We start from the raw sequence: 18384 nt of genomic DNA, 5'->3' as shown, positions 1-18384 counted from the left end.
CCTCCGCGTCGTCCTCGCGCTCCGCGCCCGCGTCGTCCGGGGGCGGCGTCGGCTCGGGAAGCGCGACCGGGTCGGGGGTCTCGTGGATCCGGCGGACGACCTCGGCCACGGGGGTGTCGGGGTGGGCGGCCAGCCAGCCGGCGGCCAGCGTCAGGGCGGCCGGCAGGTCGCCGCAGCGCTCCGCGAGCCGGTCGGCGGCGCTCGGGTCGACGGTGACGCGGACGTCGCCCGCGCCCCTGGTGAGGAGCAGGACGGCGCTGCGCCGGTCGAGGCCGCCGATGGTGCAGGGCCGGACGTCGGGCACGCCGACGAGCGGGCCGCGCGCGACGGCGAGCACCAGGCAGGCCCGGTCGTCGGGGACCAGGTCGATCAGCGGCTCGGCGTCACCGACGTCGTCGAGCAGCAGGACGATCCGGCGCCCGGTGAGCGCCTCCCGCAGCACGGCGGACGTCTCCTCGTCGTCGGCGCCCGGCGGGGCCGGGACGTGGAGCGCGTCGAGGAGGGTGCGGGCCGCCCGCGCGACGGGGACCCGGCGGCCGCCCGGGTCCGTGAGCCGGGCCCGGAGCAGGCCGTCCGGATAGTCGCCCGAGGCCAGGAGTTCGGCGGCGAAACGCTCGGCGAGCGCGGTCCGGCCGGTGCCCGGGCGGCCGGCCACCAGCAGCACCCGCGAACGTGGCGCCGGGCGGCCGGCGAGGGTGTCGAGGCCGGCTCGTTCGATGTCGGAGCGCAGCGCCGCGAGCTCGCGCTCACGGCCGAGAAACCCCGTTGACCAGGCCGGGTCGGTGACCGTCTGTTCCGTCACGTCCGTCACGGTGGGAGCGTATGTCACGCCCCGGCGGGCCGGGGCCTGACACGTCTGCCGCCGGTTCGGCGCCCCCGTCCGGCCCTGGTCAGAACGCGAACGGGCGCGCCGGCCAGGGGGCGTCGGCCGGGCGGAGCGCGTCGACGCCGTCTCCGGCGCGGGCCGCCTGCAGGGCGAGCACCCCGACGGACAGGCAGGTGTTGTGCAGCCGGCCGGCGAACACCCCGCGCACCAGTTCGTCGATCGGCACCTGGGCGTGGCGCATGTCGGCCTCCTCCTCGGAGACCGCGAACCGCTCGCCCTGGGCCACCGACAGTTCCCTGGCCAGGAAGATCCTGACCGCCTCGTCGGAGCCGCCGGGCGAGGTGTACAGGTCGATCAGGACCCGCCAGTCCTCGGCCTTGACGTGCGCCTCCTCGTACAGCTCGCGTTGGGCGGCGTGCAGCGGGTTCTCGCCCGGCACGTCGAGCAGCCCGGCCGGGATCTCCCAGAGCTTGTGGCGGACGGGGTGCCGGTACTGCTCGATCACGGTGACCCGGTCCCGCTCGTCGACCGCGAGGACCGCCACCGAGCCCGGGTGCACCTGGTAGTCGCGGCTGGCCGTGGAGCCGTCGGGCATGACGACCTCGTCGGTCCTGACGCCGGTCTTGTTGCCGGTGAACGGGGTGCTCGTGGCGGTGACCGACCAGTGGGCCGGCGTGTCGGCGAGGAAGTCGTGCGGCTGATCTGTCATGGCGGTCAGTGTCCCCCACCGTGCGGCGCGGTCAGCTCGCCCGCGCCGGCGGTCAGCTCGGCCGGGTCGGCCACCGGGCTCGCGGAGCCGCGCACGGCGGCCCGGATCAGGCCGGCGAAGAGCGGGTGCGGCCGGGTGGGCCGGGAGCGGAGCTCGGGGTGGGCCTGGGTGGCCACCAGGTAGGGGTGGACCTCGCGCGGGTACTCCACGTACTCGACGAGCTTGTTGTCCGGGGAGGTGCCGGAGAAGAGCAGCCCGGCCTTCTTCTCCAGCTCGCTGCGGTAGGCGTTGTTGACCTCGTAGCGGTGCCGGTGGCGCTCCTCGACGTACGCCTCGCCGCCGTAGACCTCGCGGACGATGGAGCCCTCGGCGAGCCGCGCCGGGTAGAGGCCGAGCCGCATGGTGCCGCCCATGTCGCCCTCGCCGGCGACGATGTCCAGCTGCTCCTCCATGGTGGAGACCACGGGGTCGGCGCAGCCCTGGTCGAACTCGGTGGAGCCGGCGCCCTCGATGCCGGCCAGGTTGCGGGCGGCCTCGATCACGATGCACTGCAGGCCGAGACAGAGGCCGAGCAGCGGCACGCGGTGCTCCCTGGCGTAGGTGATGGCGGCGATCTTGCCCTCCACGCCACGGTCGCCGAAGCCGCCGGGCACACAGATCGCGTCGACGTCGCCGAGCTGCTCGGCCGCGCCGCCCGGGGTGCGGCAGTCGTCCGAGGTGACCCACTTGACGCGGACCCGCGCGTTGTTGGCGAAGCCGCCGGCGCGCAGGGCCTCGGTGACCGAGAGGTAGGCGTCGGGCAGGTCGATGTACTTGCCGACGAGCGCGACGGTGATGTCGTGCGCGGGGTGGTGGACGCGGCGCAGCAGGTCGTCCCACTGGGTCCAGTTGACGTCCCTGAAGGGGAGGTCGAGGCGGCGCACCACGTAGGCGTCCAGGCCCTCGCCGTGCAGCACCTTGGGGATGTCGTAGATCGACTTGGCGTCGACGCAGGCCACCACGGCGGCCTCGTCGACGTCGCACATCAGGGAGATCTTGCGCTTGATGGCGGTGGGCACGTCGCGGTCGGCGCGCAGCACGATGGCGTCGGGCTGGATGCCGATGTTGCGGAGGGCGGCGACGGAGTGCTGGGTCGGCTTGGTCTTGAGCTCGCCCGAGGGGCCGATGTAGGGCAGCAGCGAGATGTGCACGACGAAGACGTTGTCCCGGCCGACCTCGTGCCGCACCTGGCGCACGGCCTCCAGGAACGGCAGCGACTCGATGTCGCCGACGGTGCCGCCGACCTCGGTGATCACGACGTCGACGTCGTCGGTGGCCATCCGGCGGATGCGGTGCTTGATCTCGTTGGTGATGTGCGGGATGACCTGCACCGTGTCGCCCAGGTACTCGCCGCGCCGCTCCTTGGCGATCACGGTGGAGTAGATCTGCCCGGTGGTGACGTTGGCCGAGCCGTCGAGGTCGACGTCGAGGAACCGCTCGTAGTGGCCGATGTCCAGGTCGGTCTCGGCGCCGTCGTTGGTGACGAACACCTCACCGTGCTGGAAGGGGTTCATGGTGCCGGGGTCGACGTTGAGGTAGGGGTCGAGCTTCTGCATGGTGACCCGGAGCCCCCGGGCCTTGAGGAGGGCACCGAGGCTGGACGCGGTGAGCCCCTTGCCGAGCGAGGAGGCGACCCCGCCGGTGACGAAGATGTGCTTGGTCATCGTGCTGCTGGGCGGCATGGCCAAAGGGGGGCTCCCGTGGGTCGCGACGTCGGATGCGTGGACGGGCCGCCGGGTCGATCCGGGGGGCCGTCGATCGGGTTCGGGGGTTTCGCTGCCCCTCCGCTCCACGGGCTACCAGGGTATCAGTGGGGGAAACCCTGAGCGGCGTCCGTGTAGGCCTCGCGGGAAATCTCGACATTTCCCCTCCAACCCGAACAAGGTTCCACGGCGAACTTCTCGACATCCGCCAAGCGTCAACGGGACCCCCTGGGCACGTCGTATTCTGCTCGGACGCTTGAATGGGCGACGAAAAGCCGCACGTCCCACGGGGGGCGGAGCACTGTTCGACTGGAGACGCTAGTGGCCGGGCGCATCGAGGATTACGCACTCATCGGGGACATGCAGACCGCCGCGCTCATCTGCCGGGACGGATCGGCGGACTGGCTCTGTCTGCCCCGATTCGACTCCCATGCCGTCTTCGCCGGACTCCTCGGCACCGAGGAGCACGGTTTCTGGCGGCTGGGGCCCACGCACGGCAAGGACGCCCCGCCGCCGCCGGCGAGCCGCCGCCGCTACCGGGGGGACTCGCTGGTCCTCGAGTCCGAGTGGGACACCCCGCGCGGCACGGTCCGGGTGATCGACTTCATGCCGCCGCGCGGCGAGGACCCGCCGCAGCTGGTGCGCATCGTGGAGGGCGTCAGCGGCCGGGTGCCGATGCGCTCGACGCTCCGGATGCGGTTCTCCTACGGCGCGGTCGTGCCGTGGGTGCACAAGGTGGACGACCGGACCGTCGCCGTCGCGGGGCCCGACTCCGTGTGGCTGGACACCGCGGCCGCCACCTACGGCAAGAACCTCACCACCTACTCGGACTTCACCGTGGCGCCCGGTGACCGGATGGCGTTCACGATCACCTGGCAGCCCTCCCACAAGCAGCCGCCGCCGGTGCCGCACCCGGAGGAGGCGCTGACCGCCACCGAGGAGTACTGGCGCGACTGGGTCGCCCAGTGCACCTACCACGGCCCGTACCGGGAGGCGGTGGTCAGGTCGCTGATCACCCTCAAGGCGCTCACGTACGAGCCCACCGGCGGCATCGTGGCGGCCCCCACCACCTCGCTCCCCGAGGACCTCGGCGGCTCGCGCAACTGGGACTACCGCTTCACGTGGCTGCGGGACGCGGCCATCACCCTCTCCTCGCTGCTGCGCACCGGCTACCACGAGGAGGCCAGGGCGTGGCGCGAGTGGCTGCTGCGCGCGGTCGCGGGCGACCCGGAGAACCTGCAGATCATGTACAGCATCACCGGCGAGCGCGAGCTGTCCGAGGCGGAGCTGAGCTGGCTGCCGGGTTACGAGAACTCGCAGCCGGTGAGGATCGGCAACGGCGCCGCCGGGCAGCTCCAGCTCGACGTGTACGGCGAGGTCACGGAGGCGCTGCACCTGGCGCACATGACGGGCCTGGCCCGCAACGACCACGCCAACGTGCTCCAGCTGAAGCTGATCAGGTACCTGGAGAACCACTGGGACGAGCCCGACGAGGGCATCTGGGAGGTGCGCGGCCCGCGCCGGCACTTCACCCACTCCAAGGTGATGGCGTGGGTGGCCGTGGACCGCACCGTCAAGCTGATCGAGTCGGGCGAGGTGGACGGCCCGCTGGAGCGGTGGCGCGACCTGCGGGACGAGATCCACCGGGACGTGTGCGAGAAGGGTTACGACAAGGAGCGCAACACCTTCACCCAGTCCTACGGCTCCAAGGAGCTGGACGCCTCGCTGCTGCTGATCCCGCAGATGGGCTTCCTGCCGCCCGACGACAAGCGGGTCATCGGCACCATCGAGGCCATCCAGCGCGAGCTGTCCACGCTGGACGGCTTCATCCTCCGCTACCCGACCGCCGGCGACGAGGCGGGCGTGGACGGCCTGGAGGGCGACGAGGGCGCGTTCCTCGCCGTGTCGTTCTGGCTGGCCGACGACCTGGCGATGATCGGCCGGGTGGAGGAGGCCCGCAAGCTGTTCGAGAAGCTGCTGGCGCTCCGCAACGACGTGGGGCTGCTCGCGGAGGAGTGGGACCCGCGGCGGATGCGGCAGGTCGGCAACTTCCCCCAGGCGTTCAGCCATGTGCCGCTGATCGACACGGCCCTCCGCCTCACCGCCTCCGGCGCCTACAGCACGTACGGCGGCTGACACCGCCGCCACAGCCGGCCGGCCGACGGGGGCCGCGGCGGAGAGGAGTCGTGCGGTGCCGCAGCGGGGACGGGTCCCTCCCACCCTGGAGGCGGTGGCCGCGCACGCCGGGGTGTCGCGCGCCACGGTCTCCCGGGTGGTCAACGGGACGCCGGGGGTGCGCGCCGAGCTGCGGGAGCGGGTGCGGCACTCGGTGGCGGCGCTCGGCTACGTGCCCAACAGCGCGGCCAGGAGCCTGGTGACCCGGCGCACCGGCGCGGTCGCGGTGGTGATCGCCGAGCCGGACACCCGGGTCTTCGCCGACCCGTTCTTCGCCCAGCAGCTGCGCGGCATCGGCCACCGGCTGGCCGCGCACGACACCCAGCTGCTGCTCGTGCTGCTGGAGGGCCGGGACGACTACGACCGCGTCGACCGCTACCTGGCCGGCGGGCATGTCGACGGGGCGCTGATGCTCTCGCTGCACGCCGAGGACCCGCTGCCGGCGATGGCGGCCGCCGTCGGGCTGCCGACCGTCTTCGGCGGCCGCCCCGGCTGGTCGGGCGCGGCGGGCGAGCCGGGGCCGCTCTACGTCGACACGGACAACCGGGACGGCGCCCGGCAGGCCGTCCGGCACCTGCTGGACAGGGGCCGGCGGCGGATCGCCGTCATCACCGGGCCGCTCGACCAGACCTCGGCCGCCGACCGGCTCGACGGCTATCTGGACGCGCTCGGCCTGACCGGGCCCGACCCGGCGCTGCTGGCCACCGGTGACTTCACGGCGGCCGGCGGGGAGCGGGCGATGGCGGAGCTGCTCGCCGGGTCGCCCCCGCCTGACGCCGTCTTCGCCGGCAACGACCTGATGGCGTCGGGCGCGCTGCGGACCCTGCGGGCGCACGGGCTGCGGGTGCCGGCGGACGTCGCGGTGGTCGGCTACGACGACCTGGGGCCGGCCGCCTGGTCGGACCCGCCGCTGACCACCGTCCGGCAGGACGTGCGGCACATGGGGGAGCTGATGGCGGAGCTGTTGCTGGGGCGGCTCGGCCTGGCCGAAGGGCCGACGACGCCGCTGGCCCCGGTGATCACGCCGGCCCGGCTCGTCGTGCGCGACTCCAGCTGATCACCCCGGTTCGACGACGCCCCAAAGGGGCGCGGGGAACCGCGCGATCAGCCACGACGGCGCCGCGGACGAACGACATCCCGCCGCGGCGCTTCCCAGCGGAGCGTCACCGCGTCACCGCGCCTCGGCCAGCTCGTCGTAGACGCTCAGCACCTGGGCCACGGTGGTGTCCTCCGTCGGCCAGCTGCCGGCCCTGACCCGGCCGGCGGCGGCCAGTGCCTCGCGCCGCTCCGGGTCGGCCAGCAGGGCGCGGACGGCCGAGCCGAGCGCCGCCGGGTCGCCGTAGGGCACCAGCACCGCCGCGTCCCCGACGAGCTCGGGGACGCCGCCCACGGCGGTGGCCACCAGGGGCACGCCGTGGCGCAGCGCCTCCTGGGCCAGCGGGGCGCGGCCGGCCCACTCGACCACCAGCAGCGCGGCGTCCGCGACCGGCAGCAGCCGGGCGATGTCGTCGTCACGGCCGAGCAGCAGCACCGGCAGCCGCTCGCGGTCCACGCGGCGCTGGAGCAGCGCGCGGTCGGGACCCGCCCCGGCGACGGCCAGCAGCGGTGGGGGCTGGAGCGAGCGCCAGGCGCGGGTCGCGGTGAGCAGGACGTCGAGGCTGTGCTCCCGCTCCAGGCGGGTGGCGGTGACCAGCAGCGGCCGGCCCATGGCGCCCAGCTCGGCGCGGATCTTGGCCGGGTTCCGCTCCCAGACGCCGGCGCTCTCACTCCTCGGGCGTTGCGCGGGCAGCGCGACCGGCGCCAGCCGCGCGTCGCGCGCCCCGCGGCGGCGGGCCCGGTCCACCAGGTCGGAGGTGGCGCCCAGCACGATGGTGGCGGCGCGGGCCACCACGTGCTCGGTGGCGGACCGCAGCTGCGCCCGGAACCCGGGCGCGTTGGAGCGGGTGTGCCAGGTCACGACCAGCGGCGTGGCGCGGCGGCGCAGCGCCAGGGTGGCGAGCAGCCCGGCCCGCATGCCGTGGGCGTGCACCAGCTCGGCGTCCGCGCAGGCGGTCCTCAGCAGCGCGGCGGCCTCCAGGCGGGTGCGCATCGGCACGGGCACGAAGCGGGCGCCGGTCCGGGTGAAGTCGTAGCGCCGCTGCGCGGACGGCGGGGCGCACACGGTGACGCGGACGCCGCGCGCCACCAGTCCGGCCGAGAGGGACAGCACATGGGCGCCGGTGCCGGCGCTGCCGCCGCCCAGCACCTGCACCACGTGCAGCGGGCCCCGCCCGCCGGGCGTGCTCACGGCGCCGCCTCGGGTGTCTCGCTGGGTGCCTCGGCCGGTGTCCCGCCGGCGGCGAGGCCCACGGCGGCGCCGCCGAGAACGTGCGGCACGGCTGCCGGGTCGGGGGTACCTCCCACGTGCGGGGGTGCGTCGCTCACGCCCGCTCCTCCCCCGTGACGACCGGCCGGGGCCGGGCCGTACGGCGAACCCCGGGCCGTCGCCAAGGGCCGGGCGGTCTCAGCCCATCGCTCACGGCAACCTCTCGTTCGCTGGGAGTGGAATGGCGTCCAGAATGCCAGGCGCGTGCCGCTTCACGGTAGCGGCCACCACCCGCTCGGGTGAGCGTCGCGGCTACGGGGAGGGGGCCTCCGTCCGCGCCCCCCGCCCCAGCCGGGCGGCGGTGGCCAGCAGCTCCTCGGCGTGGGCCCTGGCCAGCTGGGAGTCCTCCTGGCCGGCCAACATCCGGGACAGCTCCCGCACCCGGCCCTCGCCGTGCACGGAGCGGACCCCGCTGCGGGTCACCGAGCCGTCGCTGGTCTTCTCGACCACCAGGTGCCGGTCGGCGAACGCCGCGACCTGGGGCAGGTGGGTGACGACCACCACCTGGGCGGCGTCGGCGAGCTTGGCGAGCCGCCGGCCGATCTCCACGGCCGCCTTGCCGCCGACGCCCGCGTCGACCTCGTCGAAGAGGTATGTCGGCACCGGCGCGGCATCGGCGAACACCACCTCGACGGCCAGCATGACCCGGGACAGCTCACCGCCCGAGGCGCCCTTGGCGATCGGCCGGGCCGGGGCGCCCGGGTGCGGGGCGAGCAGCAGCTCGACCTCGTCGGCGCCCTGTGGCCCGATGGCCACCGTCCGGCCGTCGAGCTGCACGGCGTCGTCGCCGGCCGCCGCGTCCTGCTGCCGGACCGCGACCTCGATTCTGGCGTGGGGCATGGCGAGCTGGGTGAGCTCCTCGGACACGGCGGCGGCGAACCGGGCGGCGGTCTCGGCCCTGGCTTCGGTGAGCGCGCCGGCCTGTGCGGTGATCCGGGCGTGCAGGGCGTCGCGCTCGGCGGTGAGTTCGCCGATCCGGTCGTCGTCGCCGTCCAGCTCGGCCAGCCGGGCGGCGCCGTGTTCGGCCCAGGCGAGGACGGCGCCGCAGCCGTCCTCGTCGCCCACGGGGCTGGCGTACTTGCGGACCAGGTGGGTGAGGATGGCGCGGCGTTCCTCGACGGCGGCCAGCCGCAGGGGGTCGGCGTCGAGCCCGTCCGCGTAGCCGGCGAGGTCCTGGGCGACGTCGGCGAGCAGGATGCCGACCTCACCGAGGCGGTCGGCGAGCTGGGCCACCTCCGGATCGTGGTCGCGCACGCCCTGGAGCGCGCGGTGGGCGCCGGCCGTCAGGGTGCCGGCGTCGAGGCCGCCGGGGTCGGCCGGGTCGCCGGCGAGGGCGGCGTGCGCGGCGTCGGCGGCCGAGGCCAGCGCCTCGGCGTGGCCGAGGCGGCCGGCCTCGGCCGCGAGCTCGGCGTCCTCGCCTGGCCGCGGTTCGGCCGCGGCGATCTCGTCGAGGCCGAAGCGCAGCAGGTCGGCCTCCTGGGCCCGTTCCCTGGCGCGGGTGGTCAGTTCGGCCAGGGTGGCGCCGACCTCGCGCAGCCGCCGGTAGGTCTCCTGGTAGTCGGCGAGTGGACCGGCGACGGCCGGACCGGCGTAGCGGTCGAGCGCCTGCCGCTGTCTGGCCGGGCGCAACAGCCCCTGCTGGTCGGTCTGGCCGTGCACCGCGACCAGCTCCTCGCCCAGCTCGGCGAGCAGCCCGGCCGGCACCGACCGGCCGCCGACGTGGGCGCGCGAGCGGCCCTCGGCCGAGATGGTGCGGCTGATCAGCAGCGCGCCGTCGTCCAGCTCGGCGCCCGCCTCCTCCGCCCGGCGGGCGGCCGGCGCGTCGGGCGGGACGGTGACGCGGCCCTCCACGACGGCGGCCTGGGCGCCGACCCGCACGTAGCCGGCGTCCGCCCGGCCGCCGAGCAGCAGGCCGAGGCTGGTGACGACCATGGTCTTGCCCGCGCCGGTCTCACCCGTCACCGCGGTGAAGCCGGAGGACAGCTCGACGACAGCGTCGTCGATCACGCCCAGGCCCTTGATCCGCATCTCCTCCAACACGGATACGACCATACGAGGTTCGCGGGGGCCCTCGCGACGACGGCCCCCCGCACCCGGGATCCGAGGGTCAGCGCGGGGCGCCGCGCCAGCCCGCCACGGGCAGCGCGAACTTGGCGACCAGCCGGTCGGTGAACGGCGCGTGGTGGAGTCTGGCCAGCCGCACCGGGACGGCGCCGCGCCGCACCTCGACCCGAGCGCCGGGCGGCAGGTCGACGCTGCGGCGGCCGTCGCACCACAGCACGCCGGAGAGGGTGTGCGGCCTGACCTCGACGGCGAGCACCGAGTCGGGGGCGGTGACGAGCGGCTTCGCGAACAGGGCGTGGGCACTGATCGGCACCATCAGCAGGGCCTCGACCTCGGGCCAGACGACGGGACCGCCGGCGGAGAACGCGTAGGCGGTCGAGCCGGTGGGGGTGGCGCAGACCACACCGTCGCCGCCGAACCCGGAGACCGGGCGGCCGTCCACCTCCAGCACCAACTCGATCATCCGTTCCCTGGCGGCCTTCTCGACGGACGCCTCGTTGAGCGCCCAGTCGACGTGCACCTGCCTGCCGTCGCTCAACACGGCGACGTCCAGGGTCATCCGCTCCTCGACCTCGTAGTCGCGGGTGACGACGCGGTCCACCACCTGGTCGAGGTCGTCGCGTTCGGCCTCGGCGAGGAAGCCGACGGTGCCGAGGTTGACACCGAGCATCGGAACGCCGGAGGCGCGGGAGAACTCGGCGCCGCGCAGCAGCGTGCCGTCCCCGCCGAGCACCACGAGCAGTTCGCAGCCGTCCACCACGCCGCGGGTCTCGTCCCTGGCGACCTTGACGCGCTCGACGCTGGCCGGCAGCGGCAGGTCGACGGCCTCCTCGTCCAGCACCCGGACGCCGATGCCGTGGGCGAGCAGGCCCTGGACGACGAGTTCCGCGCTGCGGATCGCGGCGGCGCGACCGGTGTGCGCGAGCAGGAACACGGTGCGTTCCCCGGCACGGTTGGTCCCGGTACTGACGGTCACTGAGGCCCCTCCGTCACGGCGCGGTCGACGTCGGCCGGGTCGAGCGCGGGCGCCCCGGCACGCAGCCAGAGAAAGTATTCAACATTGCCGGAGGGGCCGGGCAGCGGGCTCGCGACCACGCCGAGCGCGCCGAGCCCCAGCTCGGCGGCCTGGGCGGCGACGGTGCGGACGGCCCCGGCGCGCAGGGCCGGGTCGCGCACCACGCCGCCGCTGCCGAGACGTTCGCGGCCGACCTCGAACTGCGGCTTGACCATCAGCACCAGGTCGGCGTCGGGCGCGGCGCAGCGGACGAGGGCGGGCAGTACCAGGCCGAGCGGGATGAAGGACAGGTCGCCGACCACCAGGTCGACGGGCCGGCCGTCGATGGCGTCGAGCGTCAACTCGCGTACGTTCGTGCGGTCCCTGACGGTGACCCGGTCGTCGGCGCGCAGGTGCCAGGCGAGCTGGCCGTAGCCGACGTCGACGGCGATCACCTCGGCCGCGTCGGCGCGCAGCAGCACGTCGGTGAACCCGCCGGTGGACGCCCCGGCGTCGAGTGCCCGGCGGCCGGCGACGCGCAGCCCGCGGGGGGTGAACGCGTCGAGCGCCCCCGCGAGTTTGTGGCCACCCCGGGAGGCGTAGCCCGGGTCGTCGGCGTCCTCGCGGACGACCAGGGCCGCACTGGTGGCCACCTGGGTGGCGGGCTTGCCGGCGACGGTGCCGTTGACGGTGACCCGGCCCGCGTCGATGAGCTCTCTGGCGTGCTCACGGGAACGGGCGAGCTTGCGGCGCACCAGTTCCGCGTCGAGGCGGCCGAGGCGTCGCTGGGTCGCTGCTGCCACGTGGGGTTCAGCTCCTGGGGATGGGCGAGGGGCCGGGCACGGGCGGCCCGGCCGGCTGGTCGAGGGCGGCCAGCGTCTCGCGCAGACCGCGGTGCACATCCTCGTACACCTCCAGGTGTCCCGGGACGCCGAGGTGGTCGGCGTCCGCCAGCCGGGCCAACTGGGCGTCCACGCCGCCGTGTCCGGTGGGCCGCACCTCGACGCCCAACGGGCGCGGGCCGTCGTCCTCGGGCTCCGGGGCTTGCTCGGCAAGAGGCTCCTCTTCCATGCCCCGACGCTACCAAGCCGGCCTGGCGGCCTACCGCCCCGAAGGGCCGCCCCGGCGGGCCTGCCGGGGCGGCCGCCCCGGCCCCGGCAGCGGGCGCTCCGCCGGGAGGCGACGGGTCGCGGCGCGGCCTGCGCGCCCCCGCCGGCGACACGCCGGCCTACCGGCCCGGCTGCCGCCAACCGGTCTCCGTGACCGCCCCGGCGGGCCCTCGGCCCCTGCCGCCACCAGGCGGCCTCGCGCCAACGCGGCACCCCGGCCGCGCCGGGCCGGTGCCTCGGCCGTCGTCGGTTGGCCCCCGCCTGGGGGGCCGTCACATTCAGCCGGAGCGCCGTTCCGTGCGCAGGGGCCACGGCAGGTAGCCGCCGCCGAGGACGCCCGTCACGGCGCCGACCGGCAACTGCCGGCCGGCGAAGGCCGACTGGGCGACGAGGTCGGCGGCGACGAGGAGTCCACCGACGCGCCGAGCCGTGCGCCGGCGCGCGAGCCGCACATCGAGCGCCGGCTCCGGCGGCGCACTCACCCTCGCCGCCGTCACCCCGCGCGCCCCTCGGTGGAACTCCTCAGCGACATGCGGTTAGGTTAGCCTAACCTCGCCAGGTCGCCCCGCTGTGGATGCCGACCTGGTCGAACAGCACCCCGGAAAGGTGATCCGATGCCGCGCACGCTCCCACCGAAGCCGCCGGTGCGAACCCGAGCCTGACCGGACCGACCCGACCCGACCCGAAAGGACGCAACGCCATGAGCGCACGCCCCTTCGAGTTCTTCGACCTGCACGTCCTGCGCACCAGCCGGATCAGCCCCGGCTTCGCCCGCGTCACGGTGGGCGGCGACGAACTCCACCGCTTCCTCGGCGGCGGCCGGGACCAGCGCGTCAAGCTGTTCCTCCCCCGCCCCGGCCAGCACCGGGCGGCCGTCCCGCGCGGCGAGGGCACCGGCTGGTGGCCCGCCTGGCAGCGGATGGACCCGGACGAGCGCGCCCCGATGCGCACCTACACCGTCCGCGAGCACCGGCGCGGCGTCGGCGAGTTGGACATCGACTTCGCGCTGCACGGCGCCTGTGAGGGACCCGCCTCCCGCTGGGCCCTCGTCGCCCGCCCCGGCGCGCCCCTCTCGCTCCTCGGCCCGACGGAGGAGGACAACGCCGGGGTGGACTTCCGCCCGCCCCCGGACACCGAGCGGGTGCTGATCGCCGGCGACTCCTCGGCTCTTCCCGCGATCGCCGGCATCCTGGACTGGCTGCCGGCCGGCATGCCGGCCCGGGTCTGGATCGAGACCGAGCACGCCGCCGACCGCCAGCGGTTGTCGACCAGGGCCGACGCGGAGATCACCTGGCTCTGCCGCGACCGGCTGCCGGCCCCGGCCCCCAATCCGCTGCTGGCCGCGCTCCGCGACCGCCATCTGCCGCCGGGCACTTCCTACGCCTGGCTGGCCGGCGAGGCCGGCCACGTCCGGGCCCTCCGTCGCCACCTCGTGAACGACCGCGGCTTCGACCGCGGGCGCGTCACCTTCACCGGCTACTGGCGCCGCGACGCCTCGGAGGACACGCTCCTCCAGGAGGCCATGGCGGCCTGATCGCGTGGCGTGGGCGTGCCCTCTGAAGGAGCACGCCCGCCTGGCACACGGCCGGTCAGCCGCAGTACGGGCAGCCGAGGGTGCGACCGCCGGCCGTCATCGGGCGGTCGGCCGGGGAGTCGGGGGTGAAGACCATCCGCAGCCGGCCGCAGCCGCAGCGGAGCCAGACCACGGTGCCCTCACTCGTGGTGTGGTGGGAGAGCTCGACGGGTGCGGTGGTCACCTGGATGTGCTGCATCGTCTCGGTCATAACGGCAGTGTGCGACCGCCGGACCGTGCGGGTCCATTTCACATTTCTCGGGTACATCGTGCAGAATCTTTGCATGATTGATCTGCGTCGGCTCCAGGTGCTCCGCGCGGTGCACCAGCACGGCACGGTGACCGCCGCGGCCGCCGCGCTGCATCTGACCCCGTCCGCCGTCTCGCACCAGCTCCGCGAGCTGGCCAGGGAGTTGAAGGTCCAGCTGGTCGAACCGCAGGGCCGCAGGATCCGGCTGACCGGCGCCGCGCACCTCGTCATCCGCCACGGCGAGGAGCTCCTGGCCCGCTGGGAGGAGGCCGAGTCCGCCCTCGAGTCGTACCGTTCGGGCGACGCCGGCCTGCTGCGGATCTGCGGCTACCCCAGCGCCGTCACCGGCCTGATCGCGCCGGCCACCGCCCTGCTGCGCAAGCGCCGTCCCGGCCTCACCGTGATGGTCACCGAGTGCGAGACCGTCGCCGGCTTCGACCTGCTGCTCTCCACCGACGCCGACATCGCCGTCATGGCGCCCTCCGAGGACTTCCCCAACCCCAGCGACTCCCGCTTCGACCAGGAGCCGCTGCTCGACGAACCGCTCGACCTCATCGTGCCGGCCGGCCACCCGCTGGCCTCGCGCACCGAGGTGGGGCTGGCCGAGACCGCCCGCGAGGACTGGGTGCTGCCGCTGCCCGGCAGCTGCGACCACTACCAGCGCGTCCTGGTGTTCTGCTCCGTCGCCGGCTTCACCCCCGCGGTCGCACACTGGGCCAAGGAGTGGGCGGCGGTCTCCGCCATGGTCGGCCACGGCCTGGGCATCTCCCTCTACCCCAGGCTCACGGAGATCCCGCCCAGCCACCAGACGGTCCGCGTCCCCCTCACCGCCGAACTCCCCATCTTCCGCCGCATCCTCAGCTGCGTGCGGCAGGGCAGCCGCGACCACCCGCTGGTCCGACACGGGCTCGACGCGCTCGACGAGGTGATCGCCGCGCACCCGGCGCTCGCCCCGGCCGCGCCGGACGCCGACCGGGCTCCGTCCCGCTCACACGCCTGACGGACCCCCACGGCACAATGGGCCGATGCGCCCTCGTCTCGTGCTCCTCGACGCCCCGTCGAACCTCGGTCTGAGACCGCCCGTCGAAGGGGCCGTGCCCGGGTGCTACAAGCTGGCCGGCGCCCTGCGCGAGCAGCGGCTGCTGGCGCGGCTCGGCGCCGAGGAGGGCGGCGTCGTGGTGCCGCCCCGCTACGACCGCGAGGGCTGGCAGGAGGGCGACGGGGTGTTCCACGCGGGGCCGATCGCCGCGTACACCCGCAGGCTCGCCGACCGCGTCGAGGGGCACGTGCGGGCCGGGGCCTTCCCCGTGGTCCTGGGCGGCGACTGCTCCATCCAGCTCGGCGCCTCCCTCGCGCTGCGCCGCGTCGGGCGGTACGGGATCGCCGCCGTCGACGGGTCGGCCGACTTCCGGCACCCCGGCAACTCCGACCGCGTCGGCGCCGCGGGCGGCGAGGAACTGGCCCTCGCCACCGGCCGCGGGCAGGCGGACCTCACCGACCTCGAAGGACTGCGGCCCTACGTCCGGGAGAGCGACGTCCAGGTTCTCGGCATCAGGGAGGACGACACGGAGCGCGCCGAGCTCACGGAGTCGGGCATCGCGAACACGACGGTGGGCGAGATCCGGGAGCGCGGCGTCCGGCAGACGGCCGACGCGGCGCTGCGGGCGCTGGAGGCACCGGCGCTCGACGGCTTCTGGGTGCACCTGGACGCCGACGTCCTGGACCCGTCGGTGATGCCCGCCGTCGACAGCCCGGACGACGGCGGTCTCCTTCCCGACGAACTCGCGCCGCTGCTGCGGGCATTGACCGGCTCGCCCCGGTGCGTGGGGCTCAACGTCACCATCTACGATCCCGACCTCGACCCGGACGGCTCCTACGCCGCCCTGCTCGCCGACCTCCTCGTCTCGGCACTCGCCCCCTGACCGCCACCGCCGGCGTCCGCTCCCGGCCCGGGTCCCCGACTCAGTCCCGCGGGAGGCCGCCCCGCCAGGGGCGGAGCCGGTGGCCCCGGTCGGCCGCCGACCAGGCGGCCCCGCAGAGGGCGCGCAGCCCGTCCACCGGATCGCCGCCGTCATCGCCCCCGCCGTCGAGGCGCAGTTCGTCGAGCCGCAGTTCGTCGCCGACGACGACCGCCCGCCACCCACCGCACCGCCAACCGCCGTCGTCGTCCGACCGCACCGCCGGCTGCGGCGTCAACAGCCCCCTGAGGTCGGCGGCCACGAACGTCGGCCGGTGGTCGGGGCGCGCCGCCAGCAGCTCCGCCTCGTCCGTCACGCCGGTCATCACCAACAACGAGTCCACGCCCCCGGCGTGCGCCCCCTCGATGTCCGTGTCGAGCCGATCGCCGACGACCAACGGCCGCCGCGCCCCCGTGCGCAGTATCGACTCCCGGTGCATCGGCGGCCGCGGCTTCCCCGCGACCTGCGGCTCCTTGCGCCGGCCCGTGGCGATCCGCACCGCCTCCACGGCGGCGCCGTTCCCCGGCACGATGCCCCGCCCGCTGGGGATGGTCAGATCCGTGTTGGACGCGAACCACGGCACCCCCCGGTTGACGGCGAGCGCCGCCTCCGCGATCACCCCCCACGGCAGTTCGGGGCCGCCGTAGCCCTGGACGACGGCCGCCGGCTCGTCGTCCGCCGAGTCCACCGGGCGCAGCCCGCGCTCCGCGAGCGCGACCCGAAGCCCCTCACCACCCGCGCACAGGACCCGCGCGCCGGCGGGCAGTTGCTCGGCGATCAGCCGGGCCACGGCCTGCGCCGACGTCACCACCTCGCCCGGCTCGGCCGCGACGCCGAGCCTGGTGAGGTGCGCGGCGACGGTCTCCGGGGTGCGGGCCGCGTTGTTGGTCACGTAGGCCAGCCGCATGCCGGCCTCCCGCGCCACCCGCAGCGACTCCACGGCGTGCGGAATCGCCTCGCCACCCGCGTAGATGACGCCGTCCAGGTCGAGCAGCGCGGTGTCGTGGACCTCGTGGAGCGCACGCTCGGACCCTCTCGGCGCGGGGCCGGCGGCCCCGTTCCCCGAGTCGGTCCTGCCGGCCATGTCAGCGTTGTCAGCCATGATTCCCAGATCTCCTCCCATGGTCCACGCGGCATACGATGCGGGGATGCACGCCGCCGGCCTGGACCTCGCCCCGTTTCGTGCGCTCCGCTACGCACCCGAGCGGGTCGGCAACCTCGCCGACGTGATCTCACCGCCGTACGACGTCGTCGTGCGGCCGGACGAACAGCGCGACCTGGAGACCTCGGACCCGCACAACATCGTCCGGCTGATCCTGCCACGCACCCCGGAGCGCGCCGCCGCCACCCTCCACGAGTGGCTTGCCGCCGGCGTCCTGCGCACCGACCGGGTGCCGGCGCTCTACGTGTACGAGCAGCGCGCCCCCGGGCTCCCGCTCCAGCGCGGCATCATGGGCGCCCTCCGGTTGACGGTGCCGAGCGAGGGCACGGTGCTGCCGCACGAGGACGTCATCCCCGAGGTGGTGGACGAGCGGGCCGCGCTGCTGAGGGCCACCCGCACCGACCTGGAGCCGCTGCTCCTCGCCTACCGCGGCGCCGGCGACGACACGGTGCCCGCCGTCGTCGAACGCGCGACGGCCCGGCCACCGCTGCTCGCCACCCCCACCGACGATGCGACCGAGCACCGGATCTGGGCCGTCACGGAGCCGGCCGAGATCGCCGTGGTCCGCGCCGAGTTGGCCCGGCACCGGGCCCTGATCGCGGACGGCCACCACCGCTGGGCCACCCGGCTGCGGCTCAGCGCCGAGCACGGCGGTCGCCCGCCCTGGGACCGCGGCCTGGTGCTGCTCGTCGACACCGACCGCCACCCGCTGCGGGTCAGTCCGATCCACCGGGTGGTCGCCGGCCTGCCGCTCGCCGAGGCGCTGGCCAGGGCGGGCACGGCGTTCCGGGTCAGCCCCGTGGCCGGCCCGCTCGACGCGGCGCTCCGCGTCCTCGACGACACCCCGGGCAACGCCTTCCTGCTGGCCCGGGCCAGCACCGACGCCGGCACCGGCACCGGCACCGGCACGGACGGCGCGTTCCACCTGCTCGACCGCCCCGACCCGGCTCTCCTCACCCGCACCGTCCCGGCCGACCGGCCGCGCGCCTGGCGGGAGTTGGACGCGACCGTGCTCAACGCGGCCCTGCTCGGCGAACTGTGGCGGCCGGCGGCCGGCCGCCCGCTCCGGGTCCGCCACCTGCACGGCGCGCCCGCCGCCGTCGCGCAGACCGCCGGATCGGGCGACGGGTTCGCGGTACTCATGCGGGCGGTACGGGAAGAAACCGTACGGACCCTGGCCGAGCGCGGCGTCACCATGCCGCACAAGTCGACCTCGTTCGGCCCCAAGCCCGCCACCGGTCTGCTGCTGCGCGATCCACAAGACGATCCGCGGGACGACCCGCAGGACGAGGCACGGGACCGTCCGGCGGGTGAGACGGCGAGCGGGCCCGATTGTCGCGCGAATTTAGGTTAGGCTAACCTCACTTCCAGTTTGCTGCCGCACCTGGGAGACCCATGCGCCCCACCGTCTTCGCCCGACACGACGAACGACTCGGCGAGTTCGCCCTCCGCCCCGT

Annotated in this window: 17 protein-coding genes and 1 pseudogene; 6 read left to right on the top strand and 12 right to left on the bottom strand. The window is 75.1% G+C overall.

Going from position 1 to position 18384, the window contains the following annotated elements; all coding sequences use genetic code 11:
- The 3 genes and pseudogenes from E1283_RS12310 to E1283_RS12300 form a co-directional block, all read right to left on the bottom strand.
- Positions 1-802: pseudogene (locus E1283_RS12310) on the bottom strand (hypothetical protein); the annotation flags it as partial.
- An 88-nt stretch (positions 803-890) separates the two neighbouring features.
- Complete coding sequence (locus E1283_RS12305; RefSeq protein WP_132818020.1) at positions 891-1535, bottom strand: NUDIX domain-containing protein; 645 nt, start codon at positions 1533-1535, stop codon at positions 891-893.
- Between the two features lie 5 nt (positions 1536-1540).
- Positions 1541-3256 carry a CTP synthase gene (locus E1283_RS12300; protein ID WP_165956100.1) on the bottom strand — a complete coding sequence of 572 codons (1716 nt, stop codon included), beginning with the start codon at positions 3254-3256 and terminating at the stop codon, positions 1541-1543.
- Between the two features lie 342 nt (positions 3257-3598).
- On the opposite strand from E1283_RS12300, the gene E1283_RS12295 reads away from it, so the two are divergent.
- Together E1283_RS12295 and E1283_RS12290 are read left to right on the top strand one after the other, a co-directional pair.
- Positions 3599-5413: a glycoside hydrolase family 15 protein gene (locus E1283_RS12295; RefSeq protein WP_132818019.1), complete on the top strand. Its 1815-nt coding sequence runs from the start codon at positions 3599-3601 to the stop codon at positions 5411-5413.
- Positions 5414-5468: 55 nt separating this feature from the next.
- Positions 5469-6509, top strand: coding sequence for a LacI family DNA-binding transcriptional regulator (locus E1283_RS12290; RefSeq protein WP_132818018.1), 1041 nt, complete (start codon positions 5469-5471; stop codon positions 6507-6509).
- A gap of 114 nt (positions 6510-6623) precedes the next feature.
- On the opposite strand, the gene E1283_RS12285 is transcribed toward E1283_RS12290, so the two are convergent.
- The 7 genes from E1283_RS12285 to E1283_RS12260 form a co-directional block, all read right to left on the bottom strand.
- Complete coding sequence (locus E1283_RS12285) at positions 6624-7739, bottom strand: glycosyltransferase family 4 protein (protein WP_132818017.1); 1116 nt, start codon at positions 7737-7739, stop codon at positions 6624-6626.
- Positions 7736-7876 carry a hypothetical protein gene (locus E1283_RS37215; RefSeq protein ID WP_165956099.1) on the bottom strand — a complete coding sequence of 47 codons (141 nt, stop codon included), beginning with the start codon at positions 7874-7876 and terminating at the stop codon, positions 7736-7738. Before E1283_RS37215 ends, E1283_RS12285 begins: the two co-directional genes overlap by 4 nt.
- A gap of 193 nt (positions 7877-8069) precedes the next feature.
- Positions 8070-9869, bottom strand: a complete 1800-nt coding sequence (gene recN / locus E1283_RS12280; protein WP_132818016.1) for a DNA repair protein RecN — start codon at positions 9867-9869, stop codon at positions 8070-8072.
- A gap of 55 nt (positions 9870-9924) precedes the next feature.
- Positions 9925-10857, bottom strand: coding sequence for an NAD kinase (locus tag E1283_RS12275; protein ID WP_132818015.1), 933 nt, complete (start codon positions 10855-10857; stop codon positions 9925-9927).
- Positions 10854-11678 carry a TlyA family RNA methyltransferase gene (locus E1283_RS12270; protein WP_243744793.1) on the bottom strand — a complete coding sequence of 275 codons (825 nt, stop codon included), beginning with the start codon at positions 11676-11678 and terminating at the stop codon, positions 10854-10856. Before E1283_RS12270 ends, E1283_RS12275 begins: the two co-directional genes overlap by 4 nt.
- A 7-nt stretch (positions 11679-11685) precedes the next feature.
- Positions 11686-11946, bottom strand: a complete 261-nt coding sequence (locus E1283_RS12265) for a hypothetical protein (protein WP_132818013.1) — start codon at positions 11944-11946, stop codon at positions 11686-11688.
- A gap of 316 nt (positions 11947-12262) precedes the next feature.
- Positions 12263-12466, bottom strand: a complete 204-nt coding sequence (locus tag E1283_RS12260; protein WP_132818012.1) for a hypothetical protein — start codon at positions 12464-12466, stop codon at positions 12263-12265.
- 218 nt (positions 12467-12684) lie between these two features.
- Here E1283_RS12260 and E1283_RS12255 point away from each other — a divergent pair, with 218 nt between their 5' ends.
- Entirely contained in the window at positions 12685-13518 is an 834-nt protein-coding gene (locus tag E1283_RS12255) for a siderophore-interacting protein (protein WP_132818011.1), read from the top strand.
- Positions 13519-13573: 55 nt separating this feature from the next.
- Here E1283_RS12255 and E1283_RS12250 read toward each other — a convergent pair whose 3' ends face one another.
- Positions 13574-13768, bottom strand: coding sequence for a hypothetical protein (locus E1283_RS12250; RefSeq protein WP_243744792.1), 195 nt, complete (start codon positions 13766-13768; stop codon positions 13574-13576).
- Positions 13769-13841: 73 nt separating this feature from the next.
- On the opposite strand from E1283_RS12250, the gene E1283_RS12245 reads away from it, so the two are divergent.
- Positions 13842-14807, top strand: a complete 966-nt coding sequence (locus E1283_RS12245) for a LysR family transcriptional regulator (protein ID WP_243744791.1) — start codon at positions 13842-13844, stop codon at positions 14805-14807.
- A gap of 25 nt (positions 14808-14832) precedes the next feature.
- Positions 14833-15729 (top strand): arginase family protein, encoded by an 897-nt coding sequence (locus E1283_RS12240; protein WP_132818010.1) that lies wholly within the window; start codon positions 14833-14835, stop codon positions 15727-15729.
- Positions 15730-15769: 40 nt separating this feature from the next.
- Here the strand turns inward: E1283_RS12240 and E1283_RS12235 are convergent, their stop codons facing one another.
- Complete coding sequence (locus E1283_RS12235) at positions 15770-16849, bottom strand: HAD-IIA family hydrolase (protein WP_132818022.1); 1080 nt, start codon at positions 16847-16849, stop codon at positions 15770-15772.
- Between the two features lie 64 nt (positions 16850-16913).
- Between E1283_RS12235 and E1283_RS12230 the strand changes: the two genes are divergently transcribed.
- On the top strand, positions 16914-18281 hold the full coding sequence (locus E1283_RS12230) for a DUF1015 family protein (RefSeq protein WP_132818009.1): 1368 nt from the start codon (positions 16914-16916) through the stop codon (positions 18279-18281).
- Positions 18282-18384: the final 103 nt, after the last annotated feature.

Origin of the sequence: Streptomyces hainanensis (assembly GCF_004348415.1) — a bacterium.
Classification (GTDB): domain Bacteria; phylum Actinomycetota; class Actinomycetes; order Streptomycetales; family Streptomycetaceae; genus Streptomyces; species Streptomyces hainanensis.
This window is presented reverse-complemented; position numbering and strand designations above follow the sequence as displayed.

What these genes read in the sequence shown, in the direction of transcription:
- E1283_RS12245 (WP_243744791.1), top strand. Translation starts at nt 13,842, where the DNA reads ATGATTGATCTGCGTCGGCTCCAGGTGCTCCGCGCGGTGCACCAGCAC.
- recN (WP_132818016.1), bottom strand. Translation starts at nt 9,869, where the DNA reads ATGGTCGTATCCGTGTTGGAGGAGATGCGGATCAAGGGCCTGGGCGTG.
- E1283_RS12300 (WP_165956100.1), bottom strand. Translation starts at nt 3,256, where the DNA reads ATGCCGCCCAGCAGCACGATGACCAAGCACATCTTCGTCACCGGCGGG.
- E1283_RS12250 (WP_243744792.1), bottom strand. Translation starts at nt 13,768, where the DNA reads ATGACCGAGACGATGCAGCACATCCAGGTGACCACCGCACCCGTCGAG.
- E1283_RS12230 (WP_132818009.1), top strand. Translation starts at nt 16,914, where the DNA reads ATGCACGCCGCCGGCCTGGACCTCGCCCCGTTTCGTGCGCTCCGCTAC.
- E1283_RS12265 (WP_132818013.1), bottom strand. Translation starts at nt 11,946, where the DNA reads ATGGAAGAGGAGCCTCTTGCCGAGCAAGCCCCGGAGCCCGAGGACGAC.
- E1283_RS12255 (WP_132818011.1), top strand. Translation starts at nt 12,685, where the DNA reads ATGAGCGCACGCCCCTTCGAGTTCTTCGACCTGCACGTCCTGCGCACC.
- E1283_RS12240 (WP_132818010.1), top strand. Translation starts at nt 14,833, where the DNA reads ATGCGCCCTCGTCTCGTGCTCCTCGACGCCCCGTCGAACCTCGGTCTG.
- E1283_RS12235 (WP_132818022.1), bottom strand. Translation starts at nt 16,849, where the DNA reads ATGGCCGGCAGGACCGACTCGGGGAACGGGGCCGCCGGCCCCGCGCCG.
- E1283_RS12305 (WP_132818020.1), bottom strand. Translation starts at nt 1,535, where the DNA reads ATGACAGATCAGCCGCACGACTTCCTCGCCGACACGCCGGCCCACTGG.